Source organism: Alsobacter sp. P4_H11, from assembly GCF_056400925.1.
On sequence record NZ_JBFUKI010000009.1, the window covers coordinates 156,729 to 169,675 of the forward strand.

The 12,947-nt window shown below is 69.5% G+C and carries 14 protein-coding genes; 6 read left to right on the forward strand and 8 right to left on the reverse strand.

Translation table 11 applies throughout. The features are described 5' to 3' along the window. The 5 genes from coxB to AC1DSZ_RS17260 all read left to right on the forward strand — a co-directional run bounded on the left by coxB (position 1) and on the right by AC1DSZ_RS17260 (position 5,000). A complete protein-coding gene (gene coxB / locus AC1DSZ_RS17240) occupies positions 1-1,029 on the forward strand; it encodes a cytochrome c oxidase subunit II (RefSeq protein ID WP_476839580.1) in 1,029 nt (342 codons plus the stop codon). Next, positions 1,026-2,954 carry a cytochrome c oxidase subunit I gene (gene ctaD, locus AC1DSZ_RS17245; protein WP_476839581.1) on the forward strand — a complete coding sequence of 643 codons (1,929 nt, stop codon included), beginning with the start codon at positions 1,026-1,028 and terminating at the stop codon, positions 2,952-2,954. Before coxB ends, ctaD begins: the two co-directional genes overlap by 4 nt. Beyond that, a complete protein-coding gene (locus tag AC1DSZ_RS17250; protein ID WP_476839582.1) occupies positions 2,951-3,553 on the forward strand; it encodes a cytochrome c oxidase subunit 3 in 603 nt (200 codons plus the stop codon). The genes ctaD and AC1DSZ_RS17250 overlap by 4 nt, the downstream gene beginning before the upstream one ends. Further along, positions 3,550-4,458, forward strand: a complete 909-nt coding sequence (locus AC1DSZ_RS17255) for a cytochrome c oxidase assembly protein (RefSeq protein ID WP_476839583.1) — start codon at positions 3,550-3,552, stop codon at positions 4,456-4,458. Before AC1DSZ_RS17250 ends, AC1DSZ_RS17255 begins: the two co-directional genes overlap by 4 nt. A 200-nt stretch (positions 4,459-4,658) precedes the next feature. Beyond that, complete coding sequence (locus AC1DSZ_RS17260; protein ID WP_476839648.1) at positions 4,659-5,000, forward strand: c-type cytochrome; 342 nt, start codon at positions 4,659-4,661, stop codon at positions 4,998-5,000. A 15-nt stretch (positions 5,001-5,015) separates the two neighbouring features. Here the strand turns inward: AC1DSZ_RS17260 and AC1DSZ_RS17265 are convergent, their stop codons facing one another. The 7 genes from AC1DSZ_RS17265 to AC1DSZ_RS17295 form a co-directional block, all read right to left on the reverse strand. Further along, positions 5,016-5,888, reverse strand: coding sequence for a c-type cytochrome (locus AC1DSZ_RS17265; RefSeq protein WP_476839584.1), 873 nt, complete (start codon positions 5,886-5,888; stop codon positions 5,016-5,018). A 207-nt stretch (positions 5,889-6,095) separates the two neighbouring features. Next, positions 6,096-6,776, reverse strand: a complete 681-nt coding sequence (locus AC1DSZ_RS17270; RefSeq protein WP_476839585.1) for a hypothetical protein — start codon at positions 6,774-6,776, stop codon at positions 6,096-6,098. Continuing rightward, entirely contained in the window at positions 6,773-7,573 is an 801-nt protein-coding gene (locus AC1DSZ_RS17275; protein WP_476839586.1) for a DeoR/GlpR family DNA-binding transcription regulator, read from the reverse strand. Before AC1DSZ_RS17275 ends, AC1DSZ_RS17270 begins: the two co-directional genes overlap by 4 nt. A 46-nt stretch (positions 7,574-7,619) precedes the next feature. Beyond that, positions 7,620-8,522 carry a class II fructose-bisphosphate aldolase gene (locus tag AC1DSZ_RS17280; RefSeq protein WP_476839587.1) on the reverse strand — a complete coding sequence of 301 codons (903 nt, stop codon included), beginning with the start codon at positions 8,520-8,522 and terminating at the stop codon, positions 7,620-7,622. A gap of 18 nt (positions 8,523-8,540) precedes the next feature. Then, complete coding sequence (locus AC1DSZ_RS17285) at positions 8,541-9,821, reverse strand: TRAP transporter large permease (protein ID WP_476839588.1); 1,281 nt, start codon at positions 9,819-9,821, stop codon at positions 8,541-8,543. Beyond that, positions 9,821-10,291: a TRAP transporter small permease gene (locus tag AC1DSZ_RS17290; RefSeq protein ID WP_476839589.1), complete on the reverse strand. Its 471-nt coding sequence runs from the start codon at positions 10,289-10,291 to the stop codon at positions 9,821-9,823. Before AC1DSZ_RS17290 ends, AC1DSZ_RS17285 begins: the two co-directional genes overlap by 1 nt. 55 nt (positions 10,292-10,346) lie before the next feature. Then, positions 10,347-11,330: a TRAP transporter substrate-binding protein gene (locus tag AC1DSZ_RS17295; protein ID WP_476839590.1), complete on the reverse strand. Its 984-nt coding sequence runs from the start codon at positions 11,328-11,330 to the stop codon at positions 10,347-10,349. A 203-nt stretch (positions 11,331-11,533) separates the two neighbouring features. On the opposite strand from AC1DSZ_RS17295, the gene AC1DSZ_RS17300 reads away from it, so the two are divergent. Further along, positions 11,534-12,487 (forward strand): PfkB family carbohydrate kinase, encoded by a 954-nt coding sequence (locus AC1DSZ_RS17300; protein ID WP_476839591.1) that lies wholly within the window; start codon positions 11,534-11,536, stop codon positions 12,485-12,487. Positions 12,488-12,518: 31 nt separating this feature from the next. Here the strand turns inward: AC1DSZ_RS17300 and AC1DSZ_RS17305 are convergent, their stop codons facing one another. After that, positions 12,519-12,929, reverse strand: coding sequence for a YkvA family protein (locus AC1DSZ_RS17305; protein ID WP_476839592.1), 411 nt, complete (start codon positions 12,927-12,929; stop codon positions 12,519-12,521). Positions 12,930-12,947 lie beyond the last annotated feature (18 nt).

The following is a 12,947-nucleotide window of genomic DNA, read 5'->3' on the forward strand; positions in this document are numbered from 1 at the left end:
TTGGTCGCGCGCGCGCTGCGGCACGTCCGCATCCTGCTTGCGCCGGCTACCGCGGCGGGGCTCTCCGGCTGCGCCGGGTGGCAGTCCGCGCTCGATCCGCAGGGGCCGCAGGCCGGCGGACTGCGCGACCACTTCCTGCTGTTTCTCACGGTCTGCAGCGTGGTTTGGCTTCTCGTGGCGGCCATCCTGGCCGCCGCCCTGCTGCGCCGGCGCGGTTCCGCCGCGGACGGGCCGGACCTGCGGCCCGATCCCAGCTCCGAGCGCCGCATGGGCCGCGTCGTGGCGGCCGGCGCGGTCATCACCGTGCTCACCCTGGTCGGGCTCACGGCGGCGAGTTTCTTCGCCAGCCGCCACTATGAGGCCCAGGCCGCGGACGCGCTCCCGATCCGGGTCACCGGCTTCCAGTGGTGGTGGGAGATCACCTATCCCGACCCGCGGCCCGACCGCACGGTGGTCACCGCCAACGAGATCCACGTGCCGGTCGGCCGCCCGGTGCGCATCGAGCTCGCCGCCAGCGACGTGATCCACTCGTTCTGGATCCCGAGCCTCGCCGGAAAGCGCGACATGATCCCGGGCCGCGACACCACGCTCGTATTCACGGCGCAGCGCGAGGGCGTCTATCGCGGCCAATGCGCCGAGTTCTGCGGTCTCCAGCACGCACACATGTCCCTGATCGTCGTCGCTCAAGCGCCCGAAGCCTTCGAGCGTTGGCGCGCCGAGCAGGCCGCTCCAGCCGCCGCGCCCGCGAGCGACGAGGCGCGCGAAGGCCTGGCCGTGCTCACGCGGCGCAACTGTGCGTCGTGCCACGCCGTGCGCGGAACCCCCGCCGCGGGCACGGTCGGCCCGGACCTCACCCATGTGGCCGGACGCGCCACCATCGCGGCCGGATTGCTGCCGGTGACGCGGGGCTCGCTGGCCGCCTGGATCGCCGATCCGCAGACCATCAAGCCCGGGAACCTGATGCCGATGACGCCCCTCGCGCCCGATGAGCTGCGCGCCGTCTCCGCCTATCTGGCGGGCCTGCGATGAGCGCCCAAGCCGACCTGGCCGCCGCAATCCGCCGCGACCAGCGCGACCGCGAGACCGAGCGCGGGCTGCTGGAGCGGCAGCTCGACGCCCTTTGGCGGTCGCGCGGCGGCGTGTGGGGCGCGCTCACCACGGTGGACCACAAGATCATCGGCCGGCGCTACGTGGTCACGGCCTTCGTGTTCCTGGCCCTGGGCGGCGTGCTGGCGATGCTGATGCGGCTGCAACTGGCCTGGCCGGAAGCGCGCATCCTCTCGGCGGACCTCTACGCGCAGGTCTTCACCATGCACGGCTCGAACATGATGTTCCTGTTCGCCGTTCCGGTGATGGAGGCCATGGCGATCTACCTGGTCCCCCTGATGGTGGGCACGCGCAACATCGCGTTCCCCCGCCTCAACGCCTTCTCCTACTGGACGTACCTGTGCGGTGGGCTGCTGCTGTGGACGGCCTTCCTGGTCGACATGGGTCCGGACGTCGGGTGGTTCGCCTACGTGCCGTTGTCGGGTCCGCAGTTCGCGCCGGGCAAGCGCGCCGACATCTGGGCGCAGATGATCACCTTCACGGAGATCGCCGCGCTGGCGGTGGCCATCGAGATCGTCGTGACCGTGTTCAAGCAGCGGGCGCCCGGAATGTCGCTCGACCGGATCCCGATTTTCGCCTGGTCGATGCTGGTGACCTCGTTCCTGGTCATCATGGCCATGCCGGCCATCATGGTGGCGAGCACGACGCTGATCCTGGATCGCCTCGTCGGCACGCATTTCTACAATCCGGCCGAAGGCGGCGACGCGCTGCTGTGGCAGCACCTGTTCTGGTTTTTCGGGCACCCCGAGGTCTACATCATCTTCCTGCCGGCGACCGGCATGGTGTCCGCCATCCTGCCAACCTTCTGCCGGCGGCCGGTCTTCGGCTATCTGGCGATCGTGCTGTCGATCATCGCCATCGGCGTCATGTCGTTCGGCCTTTGGGTACACCACATGTTCGTCACCGGCCTGCCTGCGGTCGGCGCGAGCGTGTTCACGGCCACCAGCATGGCGATCGCCATCCCGGCCGGCGTGCAGATGTTCTGCTGGCTGGCGACGATCTGGAGCGGCCGGCCGGTGTGGCGCCCGCCATTGCTGTTCGTCGTGGCCTTCATCATCACCTTCGTGGCGGGCGGCCTCACGGGCGTGATGGTGGCTTCCGTGCCGCTCGACGCGCAGGTGCACGACACCTATTTCGTGGTGGCTCATTTCCACTACGTGCTCGTCGGCGGCGCCGTGTTCCCGCTCATCGGCGCGGTCTATTACTGGTTCCCGAAGTTCACCGGGCGGATGATGAGCGATCGCCTCGGCCGCTGGGTGGCCGGGCTGCTCTTCGTCGGTTTCAACCTGACGTTCTTTCCCATGCACATCCTCGGCCTGCAGGGCATGCCGCGGCGGATCTACACGTACCAGCCCGAGATGGGCTGGGGCGGGCTCAACTTCTTTGCGAGCCTCTGCTCGGTCGTGCTGGCGGCCGGCTTCCTGCTGTTCTTCGTCGACGTTGTCCGCAGCCTGCTCAGGGGGCCGCCCGCTGGGGAAAACCCCTGGGACGCGCCGACGCTCGAATGGGCGACAGCCTCGCCGCCTCCGCCCTACAACTTCGCGCATCTCCCCGTCTGCACGGATGCGGCCCCGCTATGGGCCGAGCCGAATGCGCTTCCGGTCGTCACGGGCCTGCGCGTGGAGCGCCGCGAACTCCTGGTGACATCGGTCGGCGCCGCGAAGCCGGAGGCGCGGGAATCGTCGCCGGGCGACTCGATCTGGCCCCTGCTGGCGGCCATCGCCACCGCGATCATGCTGATCGCCTCCATCTTCACGCCTTGGGCGGTCGTGTGGGGATCTGTGCCGATGGCCGTGGCGCTGATCGGCTGGTTCTGGCCCAAGGGCATCGCCGAGGATGAAGGATGAAGGAGCGCCCTGCCCTCGACGTTTCCGCGCTGCCCCTGCACGGCTGGGGCGTCGCTTCGCCGACCTGGTGGGGCACGCTGGCGTTCATGCTCATCGAGGGCACGGGCTTCGCCCTCGTGATCGCGATGTATTTCTACCTGCAGAGCCTCGCGACCGAATGGCCGCCGGGAGCCCCGCCGCCGCGGCTCGCGGCCGGAACGCTGGTGACTATCCTGCTCGTCGCCAGCGTGGCTCCCAACATCCTGGTGTCGCGCTGGGCTCGCAGCCGCGACTTGCGCAAGGTGCGGATCGGGATGGTGACGATGAGCGTCCTCGGCGTCGCGCCGCTGGTCCCTCGCGTCTACGAGTTCATGGCGCTCGGCGTGAACTGGGACACAAACGCCTACGGGTCGATCGTCTGGACGCTGCTCGGCCTGCACACCACGCACATCGTCACTGACCTTGCCGACACACTCGTGCTCACCGTGCTGATGTTTACGCGGCACGGCGACAATCCCCGCCGCGTCGGCGACGTGCAGGACAACGCGCTTTACTGGAACTTCGTTGTCGCCACCTGGCTGCCGCTCTACGCCTGCCTGTATTGGGCGCCGCGGCTATGAGCCCGCGCGCCATCCTTGTCGCGGCGCTGGGCGCCGCCGTGTTCGTCGCCGCCGCGCCCGCCTGCGCCCATGGCGGACCGCACGCCGATGATCCGGGCTGGACGTTCAACCCCCTGGTCGTCGCAACGCTCGTCGCCGCCGCCGCGCTCGTCGGGCGTGGAACGCTGCGCCTGCGCGGCCAAACGCGGCGGTGTTCGCACGGCCGCGCGTTGCGCACGGGCGCCTTCGCGGCCGGCTGGCTGGCCCTGGCGCTGGCGCTCGTCTCGCCCCTCCATGCCTGGGGTGAGCGGCTCTTCACCGCCCATATGGTGGAGCACGAGATCGTCATGGCGGTCGCCGCGCCGCTGCTGGTCCTGGGCAGGCCGCTCGGCCCGGCGCTATGGGCGTTCCCCGCCACCGCGCGCCACGCCATAGGCGCCGCCCTGCGCAGCCGCGCCGCCCGGGCGGCCTGGTCGTCTTTCGTTCATCCGGTCAGCGCGACGGCGCTTCATGCCGTCGTGCTCTGGGCGTGGCACGCGCCCGCCCTGTTCGAGACGTCGCTGGATTCCACGGCCGTGCATCTTCTGCAGCACGCCAGCTTCCTGGCCGCCGGGTTGATCTTCTGGTGGTCGATGTTCTACCGCGCCTCGACTGGGGAGGCCTTTGGCCATGTGACGCTCACGATGATCCACATGAGCGTGCTGGGCGCCCTGATCGCACTCGCCCCGCGCGTGCTCTATCTGCGCCAGACGGCCGGGGCCGAGCGCGCCGGGCTGACCCCGCTGGAGGACCAGCAGATCGCCGGGCTGGTGATGTGGGCCCCCGTCGGCACGATCTACGCCGTGGCGGCGCTCTGCTTCGCGGCGCTATGGATCCGCGGCTCGGGCCGGACCTGGACGCCAATCCCTCTGGAGGCCGATCCATGACGAGGGCAAGGGCGCTTCTCTCCCTGACCGCGCTGGCCGCCTTGGCGGGCTTTGCCGGCGGACGGCTGCTTGGCGGCTCCCTGACCGGGCCTGACGCGACCGACGACCCAGCGCGCGACCTCGCCCCTGCGCAGTCGCAGCACGGAGCGTTGCTGGTCGTGGGCGCGTGCCTCGCTTTGGGCCTGCTTGCGGGCGCCGGCCTGCTGGGCTGGAAGGCCCTGCAGCACCGCCAGCAGACCACCGCCGTCGCAGCCGCGCTAACCCATGGCGACGCCGCACGCGCCCCCGCGCTGATGATCCGCTACGGCTGCGCCGGTTGCCACACCATCCCGGGCGTGCCCGGCGCGGACGGCAAGGTTGCGCCGTCTCTGGAGGGTCTGCGCGAGCGGGTGTTCGTCGGCGGCGTGTTGCGCAACACCGGCGAGAACCTGGTGCGCTGGATCGTCGACCCGCAAAGCGTTTCGCCCCGCTCCGCCATGCCGGCGACCGGCCTCACCGAGGCGGAGGCGCGCGACGTCGCCGCCTGGCTTTACGCTCACTGAAGGCGGCGACGCTCATCAGGGCTTGGGTGTGGGCCGCGCCGGCAAGCTGCGGATATAGCTCGCGATGGCGGCCCGGTCCTCTACGGGCAACTGGCTCGCATTATGGACTACGTCCGCCATGGTGGAGCCGACATACGCTCCCGCAGGGGTGCGCCCGCTGGTCAGCAGCTCTACGAGGTCGGCCTCGCTCCAGTCGCCGATGGCGGCCGGCGTGATGTTGGGCGCGAAGCCGGCGCCCTCCGGGTCGGGCCCGCCGGCGAACCGCGTCTCTTCCCGGATCGCGCCCGCGACGTTGCGGCTGGAGTGGCACTCGGCGCAGTGGGCCACGGCCTCCACCAGGTAGCGCCCGCGGTTCCAGGCGTCGCTGCGCCCCGGATCGGGCTCGATCGGACGACGATCCAGGTAGAGCAGCTTCCAAAGCCCGATCGCCCGCCGCACCGTGAATGGGAAACCGACCTCATGCGCGTGCGGCGCGCCCGCGACCGGCGGAAGCGTTCGCAAATAGGCCATCAGGTCTCGTACGTCCTGCGGGCGCATATGCGCGTAGCTGGTGTAGGGAAACGCCGGGTAGTAGTGCCGTCCGTCCGGGGACACGCCGGACAACAGGGCGTTGGCCAGGTCCGCATCGGTCCAGCGGCCGATCCCATGGTCCGGGTCCGGCGAGATGTTGGGCGTGCGAAACACCCCGTGGGGTGATCCGAGCGCCATGCCGCCGCCGAGCCGCAGGCGGTCCTCCTGGCCCGGAGACGCGTGGCAGGACGCGCAGTCGCCGGCCAGAAACACCAGCCGCCCGCGCTCGGCGTCGCCGCCCGGTTCGGCCTGCGCGCTCGCGGCGACCGCCGGGCGCGGGGCCGACAGAATCCAGGCCGCTGCGCCGGCGGCCGCCAATGCGAGCGCCAGAACGGCGCCTCCGCGTAAAAGCCCGATACGGGCGAGCGATAGGGCACACTCAAGCCTAACGCACGAAGGCGAGATGATTTCCTTGAAGCTCGGTTCGGTCTGCTGCCGAACTGCGACCGCGCTACCACGAGGCGCAGCCCACCGCGGCCGGCGCAGATCCAGCTCCGGGAAAGATCCGAGGAGGTCGGCCGCAGCTCACGGTGCGTGGACGGCTTCAATCCCCAGTGCGGCGATGACGTCATTCACCGCGAAGGCTGGACTGGCCAGCACCTTCGCTCGGGCGGCGGGCGACAGCGCCGCGGCGACGCGGGCCATGGAGGCCTGGGCGAGGACGACCACGTCGTTGCGGTCGGCCGCGCCCGTGAGCGCCGCCAGGATGCGACTGTCGTGGTCGGCGGCGTCGCCGCGCAGCAGCGCCTCGTAGGCGCCGTTTACCAGGATGGACTCGACCGCGACTTCACGCCCGGCCTCGCGCGCCGCGTCGCCGATCACCCCGGCGGTCGGACGCAGCGTGGTGGGCAGGGTCGCCACAACGGCGATCCGGGCCCCGCGGCCAACCGCCTCGCGGGCCATGCCGGCGTCGACGCGGACGATCCGCACCCCCACCTCAGGCTCCACCTGGGCGCAGAGTTCGCCGATCGACGAACAAGCGTTGAGAATGAGGTGGGCCCCCTGCTCGCGCATGGTGCGGGCGTAGCCGGACCAGCGCGGCGCAACCGCCGACAGGTCGCCGCCGTTGTCGCGCAGCTCGGGCAGGATGGTGTCGTCGAGCAGGTTTAGAATGCGCAGCCCCGGCGAACGCTCGCGCAGCATGCGGCCGAACAGGTCCACGGTAGCGGGAGCGGTGTGCAGGATGGCGACGGTGGGGGTGCTCATAGGGCGGGCTCCTGGAGCCGGAGTTGGCATAACTGCACCTTGGCGCCGGCCGCTTCCAGCCAGGCCACGGCGTCGGGCGGCGCATCAGCGGTGGTGACGACATGGCCGACGTCGCCGGCCTGCGCGAACGTCGCGAAGCGGCGGGAGCCAAATTTGGTGGCGTCCGCCAGAATGGCGGTCTGGGCCGCGGCCGCGATCATGGCCCGTTTGATCTCGGCCTCGAACGGGTCGGCGCTGGTGAAGCCGCGCTCGACGTCCACGGCCGCCGCGCCCAGAAAGGCCCAGTCGGCGCTGAACTGGCTGAGCTCGCGCTGCGCCTGCGGGCCGATCATGCTCATGGAGCCGGGCACGAGCTTGCCGCCGATCACGTAGGTGACGGAATCCGGAATGCTGGCGCAGACCTGCGCGACCGGAATGGCGTTGGTGATCACGGTCAGCCCGCGCAGCTGACGCAGGCGCTGCGCCAGCGCGAGCGTGGTGGTGCCGGCGTCGATGATGACGGTCTGGCCGGGCTCCACCATGGCGGCCGCGGCCGCGCCGATCGCCGCCTTGGCGTGCTCCTGAACCTGCCCGCGCCTGTCCACGGGCGGGATGCCGAGCGCCTCCAGGGTGGTGGCGGGGCGCAGCACGGCGCCGCCGAACACCGCATCCGCCACGCCCTCGGCCGCCATCGCCTTGATGTCGCGCCGAATGGTTTCTTCCGAAACGCCGAACGCCCTCGCCTCCTCGGAGACCCGGATGCTGCCGCGCTCGAAGAGGCGGCGCCGCAGCTGGCGGTTCCTCTCGGCGCTCAACATGGGGCGTTCTCCCGCTCGGCGAGCCCGGATGGGCGCGCGACTCGGATCAGACCTTGCCTGCGCTGAGCAGATAAGTCTCGATCTTGTCGGTCACGGTGCGCTCCACCGCGTCCTGCGCCAACTTCATCTGCTCGGCCGGCAGCGCCCGGCAAGCCTCGTCGCTCATGCGCTCGGTGCGCCCGAGCGCCGTCAGCATGGCGTGCTCGAGGTCGGTCGCGATGTTGACCTTGCTGACGCCGCCGCCCGGGATGCGGATGGCGTCGTGAATCATGTGCGGCGGCACGCCGGAGCCGCCATGCAGCACCAGGTGCACGGGCGTCAGCGCCCGGATGGCCGCCAGGCGGGCGAGGTCGACGCGGGGCTGGCGGGTGATGTAATGGCCGTGCAGCGTGCCCACCGCCACCGCGAGCGCGTCCACGCCCGTCTCGTTGACGAAGCGAAGCGCCTCCTGCGGGTCGGTGAAGTGCTCCTCGTCCTCGTCCGTCTCAATGAAGTCGGTGGTTCCGATCTTGCCGAGCTCCGCCTCCACGGAGACGCCGCGCGCATGGGCGGCGCGCACAACCTCGGCGCTGACGGCGATGTTTTCCTCCAGCGGCTTGGCCGACTGGTCGATCATCACCGAGGTGAAACCCGCATCCATGGCGGCCTCGATGACCCGCATCTCGAAGGTGTGGTCGAGGTGCAGCACGACGGGCACGTCCAGCCCCTCGGCCTCCACGGCGGCAAAGAACGCGTCCGCGAACTGGCGTGGCACGGTGCCGTAGCGCTCGAACTCGCGCTGTGAGATCTGCACGATCAGGGGCGATCGCGCCTTCATGGCGGCGCGCAGCACGGGGGCGATCATGCTGGTGTAGCGCGGCGCGAAGGAGCCCAGCGCGTAGCCGCCGGCCTCCGCGTCCCGCAAGGCGGGCGCGAGAGGGCGGAGGGTCGAGGAGGTCGAGACGGTCATCGGCAGGTCCAATGCGGGTCACATCAGGAGGCGCGGCACGATCAGCACCAGCGCGGGGAAGAACAGCAGCAGCACGTCCACGGCGAGCAGCGGGATGATGAAGGGCGCGACCGCCACGACGATGCGGTGCAGGCTGATGCCGGTGATCCGGTTCAGCACGAACAGCACCATGCCGAAGGGCGGCGTCAGCAGCCCGATCATCATCGTGAGCACGATCACGACGCCCATGTGCATCGGGTCGAGCCCGCTCACCTGCATGATCGGCAGCAGCACCGGCGTCAGGATGATGATGGCGGCGGTCGCCTCCAGGAAGCAGCCGACGATCAGCAGGAAGCCGATGATCATCAGGCCGACGACGTGCGGGTCGGTCGAGATGCTCGCCATGCCGGCCACCATGGCGTCCGTCAGCCCCGCCCTGGTGACGAGGTAGCCGTAGATCATCGCCATCGCGACCACGAGCATGATCACGCCGGTGTCGACCACGGTCGAGCGTGCGATCTCGATGAGCTCGCGCAGGCCCACCGCCCGATACACGAACACCGACAGGATGGTGGCGTAGAGCGCCGCGATGGCGGCGGCCTCGGTGGGCGTGAACACGCCCGACACGATGCCGCCGATCAGGATCACGGGCGTCATCAGCGGCAGGAAGCCGTCCTTGAAGGTGGCCCACACGGTGGCGAGCCGGAAGCGCTCGCCGCGCGGCAGGTTTGTGCGGCGCGCCAGCACGGCGATCCACACCATCAGGGACAGACCCATGAGCAGGCCCGGCACCACGCCGGCCAGCAGCATGCCGCCGACGGAGACATTCGCCATCAGCGCATAGATCACCAGCGGCACGCTGGGCGGGATGATCGGCCCGATGGTCGAGGACGCCGCCACGATCGCAACCGCGAGATCGGGCTTGTAGCCCTCCTCGCGCATGGACTTCATCACCACGGTGCCAAGGCCGGCCGCCTCCGACACGGCGGTGCCGGTCATGCCCGCGAAGATGATGCTCGCGATGACGTTGACCTGCGCGAGGCCGCCCTGCACGGAGCCGACCAGCGACTTGGCGAAGGCGTAGATGCGGTGGGTGACGCCGCCGACATTCATCACCTTGCCGGCGTAGATGAAGAACGGCACCGAGAGCAGCATGAAGTTGTCGATGCCGGACACCGCCTTCTGCACCATGAAGGCCGGGCTGAAGCCGACGCCGCGCTCCAGGATGGTGATGACGATGGATGTCCCGGCCAGCGAGAACGCCACCGGCACGGCGGCGATGAACATCGCGAGCAGCACGAACACATAGGCGCCGGCCATCAGCGTGTTCCTCCGAGGAGCCGTCGCGCGTCGAGCACCAGCGGGGCCATGGCGTAGAGGGCCATGAGGCCGAAGCTCGCCGTGAACGCCAGGTAGGCCCAGCCGTTGGAGATCCAGTCCACCGTCGCGAGCGTGGTCGGCCATACCGACATCACCAGCGGGATGCTGCCCACGAACAGGAACAGGATGATCGCCAGGCTGACGATCCGCACCAGCGGCCCCATCACGACCGTCCAGCGCGCGCCGATGAGCTCGGGCAGCGTATCGATCACGATCAGCGAGCCCTCCCGTGCGCCGATCGCCGCGCCCACGAAGGCGAGCCAGATAAACACGAGGCGGCTCACCTCCTCGGTCCATGGCGCAGAGATCGAGAGCACGAAACGGCAGACGATCTGCAGGTTCACGAGAAACAGGGCGGCGGCGAACAGCAGCGCCGCGAAGACGTCGAGATACCGGTTCAGCCGGGCCATGCGGGAGGGTTCCTGCGAGGGGCGGACGGGCGCGTGGCCCGTCCGGCGCTGACGGTTACTGGATGGCGGCGATTTCGCCCGCGCTCGTCACGGACCAGAGATCCGCGAAAAGCTTGTCCATGGCGGGCTTGGCCTTGGCCATGAAGGGCGCGTAGTCCGGCTTGGTGAAGGTCATGCCGGCGGCCTGCAGCTTGTCGCCCAGCTCCTTCTCGCTCTTGCCCGAGAGCTCGTCCCCATAGGCGAGCGCCTCCTTGGCGGCCGCATCCACGATCTGCTTCTGGTCGGCGCTCAGCCCCTTGTAGAAGCGATCGTTCATCAGCCAGAGCGAGGTGGCGTAGAGGTGGCCGGTGACGGCGATGTACTTCTGCGCTTCCTGCAGCTTGAACGTGTAGATCTGGTCGAACGGCCCATCCGAGCCCTGAACGACGCCGAGCTTGAGCGAGGTGAACAGTTCGGGCAGCGCGATCGGCACCACGATGGCCCCGACCGACGTGAACGCGTCGATGAAGGGACGGGACTGCCCCATGCGCATCTTCATGCCCTTGAGGTCGTCGACGCTGTTGATGGCCGTGTTGGAGGTGAGGTGCCGATATCCGCGGCCCATCATCCCGACCGTGTGCAGCCCGTGCTGCTTTTCGAAGATGTCGCGCACCTGGGCCCCGAGCTTGCCTTCCCAGGTCTTGTAGACATGGGCCTTGTCGCGGAACACGAAGGGCGCGTCGAAGAACGAATACTTCGGCGCCAGCGAGACGATCGGGTAGGTGCCGAACACCGCCATCTCGAGTTCGCCGAGCTTCAGCGCCTCGACATTGTCCTTCTCGCCGCCCATTTGGCCGCCGGCGAAGAGCTTGACGTCGATCGAGCCCTTGCTGCGCTCGCGCGCGAGGTCGGCGAATTTCTGCGCCGCCTTCATCATGTCGGTGCCTTGGTCAAAAGCGCTCGCGACGCGGATGGTGACAGGCTTGTCCTGAGCGAGAACGGGCGTCGCAACCGCGAGGGCGATGCCGCCCATCAGGCCGAGCATGGAACGGCGCAGCATGGTGTTTCCTCCTGGATGGCAACTTCTACGAGCTGCTCACTACAACGTAACACCACATTTCAATCTCACACAATCCCACATATGATGCGGGAATTGGGGCGGGTTGGCGCAACGCGAGGCGCCCTTCTACGCTCGTGCCGAGAAGCGCAGGGAAGCGCGAACAACGATGCCGCGCAAAGCGGCGCGAACTGCCGGAGGATGTGGTGGCGGCCAAGCAGGGCGAGGAAGGCGACGGACGGAATACGCCGTCGGTGTTGTGCGTCGGTATCGCGGTTTTCGACGAGATCTTCGCGCTCAAGGAGATCCCGAAGCGGGCGACCAAGATTTATGCGTCCGATTTCGCCTGCTCGGTCGGGGGCCCCGCCGCGAACGCCGCCCTGACGGTGGCCCGCCAAGGCGGCCGGGCCACGCTCTGGGCCCGCATCGGGGCCGACCTCCAGGGCGACCGCATCATCGATGACCTGGTCCGAAGCGGCGTGGATGTCGGGCGTGTCCGCCGTTGCGCCGACACCCGCTCCGGAATCTCCTCTGTAGGCGTAACGCCCGACGGCGAGCGCGTGATCTTCGTGTTCACCGACCCGAACCTCGACGCCGACGCGAGCTGGCTTCCGCTCGACGAAGTCGGCCGCCACCATGCGGTGCTGGCCGACCTGCGCTGGCCCGACGCGGCGGAGCGCGTCCTGCTGCGCGCCCGCGCGCTTGGGCTGCCGTCCGTTCTGGACGCCGACGTCACGCCCGACCCCGCCGCTCTGGCGCGGCTCGCGCCGCTGGCCTCGCACGTCGTCTTTTCCGCGCCCGCGCTCGAGCTTCTGGCCGGGCCGGGCGACGAGATCCGCCGCTTGGCCGCGATCCGGGACGCCGGCGGGCAGCAGCTTGTCGCGGTCACGCTGGGCGATGGTGGAGTCACCTGGGTGGACGCCGACGGCGCACATCACGAACCCGCGCTCCGGATCGTGGCGATCGACACCCTCGCGGCCGGCGACGTGTTCCACGGCGCCTTCGCGTTGGCGCTCGCGCGCTGCCTGCCCGCTCACGACGCGATGCGCTTCGCCAGCCTCGTCGCCGGTGTGAAATGCACGCGATGGGGCGGCGGCGCCAGCATCCCGACCGCCCAGGACGTCGATGATTTCGTCCGTTCGCAACCCGGTGCGGAGTGAGAGGCGCGGAGCCGGTCCCGGACCGGCGGCCTCAACGGAATGGGCGTGTCGCCAGACCCCACCCCGCGAAGGGCCAGAACATCCATGCCAAGTAGGCCGCAGCGGTGATCCAGATCGCGGCGACAAGTCCGCCTCCGACCCAGCTGACCGGCCGATCATGCCTTGCCGCCGCTGCAGCCCGCAGTTCCGCGATCAACTCCAGGGGGATGAGCCGCACCATCAGGAGGATCCCGAGCGGCACGATGATGAGATCATCCAGGTAGCCGATCACGGGTATGAAATCGGGGATGAGATCGATCGGGCTCAAGGCGTAGGCGGCCACCAGGGCGGCGACCAGTTTGGCGTACCAGGGCGTCAACGGATGCCGGGCGGCGAGCCAGAGGGCGACCACGTCCCTTTTTACGGCTCTTGCCCACTCCCGAGCCTTATCGAAGAGTCCCACCCGCCGCGCCTCCGAAGC

Excerpts from the sequence above, each read along its gene's own strand:
- ctaD (WP_476839581.1), top strand. The coding sequence starts at position 1,026 with ATGAGCGCCCAAGCCGACCTGGCCGCCGCAATCCGCCGCGACCAGCGC.
- AC1DSZ_RS17250 (WP_476839582.1), top strand. The coding sequence starts at position 2,951 with ATGAAGGAGCGCCCTGCCCTCGACGTTTCCGCGCTGCCCCTGCACGGC.
- AC1DSZ_RS17255 (WP_476839583.1), top strand. The coding sequence starts at position 3,550 with ATGAGCCCGCGCGCCATCCTTGTCGCGGCGCTGGGCGCCGCCGTGTTC.
- AC1DSZ_RS17270 (WP_476839585.1), bottom strand. The coding sequence starts at position 6,776 with ATGAGCACCCCCACCGTCGCCATCCTGCACACCGCTCCCGCTACCGTG.
- AC1DSZ_RS17275 (WP_476839586.1), bottom strand. The coding sequence starts at position 7,573 with ATGTTGAGCGCCGAGAGGAACCGCCAGCTGCGGCGCCGCCTCTTCGAG.
- AC1DSZ_RS17280 (WP_476839587.1), bottom strand. The coding sequence starts at position 8,522 with ATGACCGTCTCGACCTCCTCGACCCTCCGCCCTCTCGCGCCCGCCTTG.
- AC1DSZ_RS17285 (WP_476839588.1), bottom strand. The coding sequence starts at position 9,821 with ATGGCCGGCGCCTATGTGTTCGTGCTGCTCGCGATGTTCATCGCCGCC.
- AC1DSZ_RS17290 (WP_476839589.1), bottom strand. The coding sequence starts at position 10,291 with ATGGCCCGGCTGAACCGGTATCTCGACGTCTTCGCGGCGCTGCTGTTC.
- AC1DSZ_RS17295 (WP_476839590.1), bottom strand. The coding sequence starts at position 11,330 with ATGCTGCGCCGTTCCATGCTCGGCCTGATGGGCGGCATCGCCCTCGCG.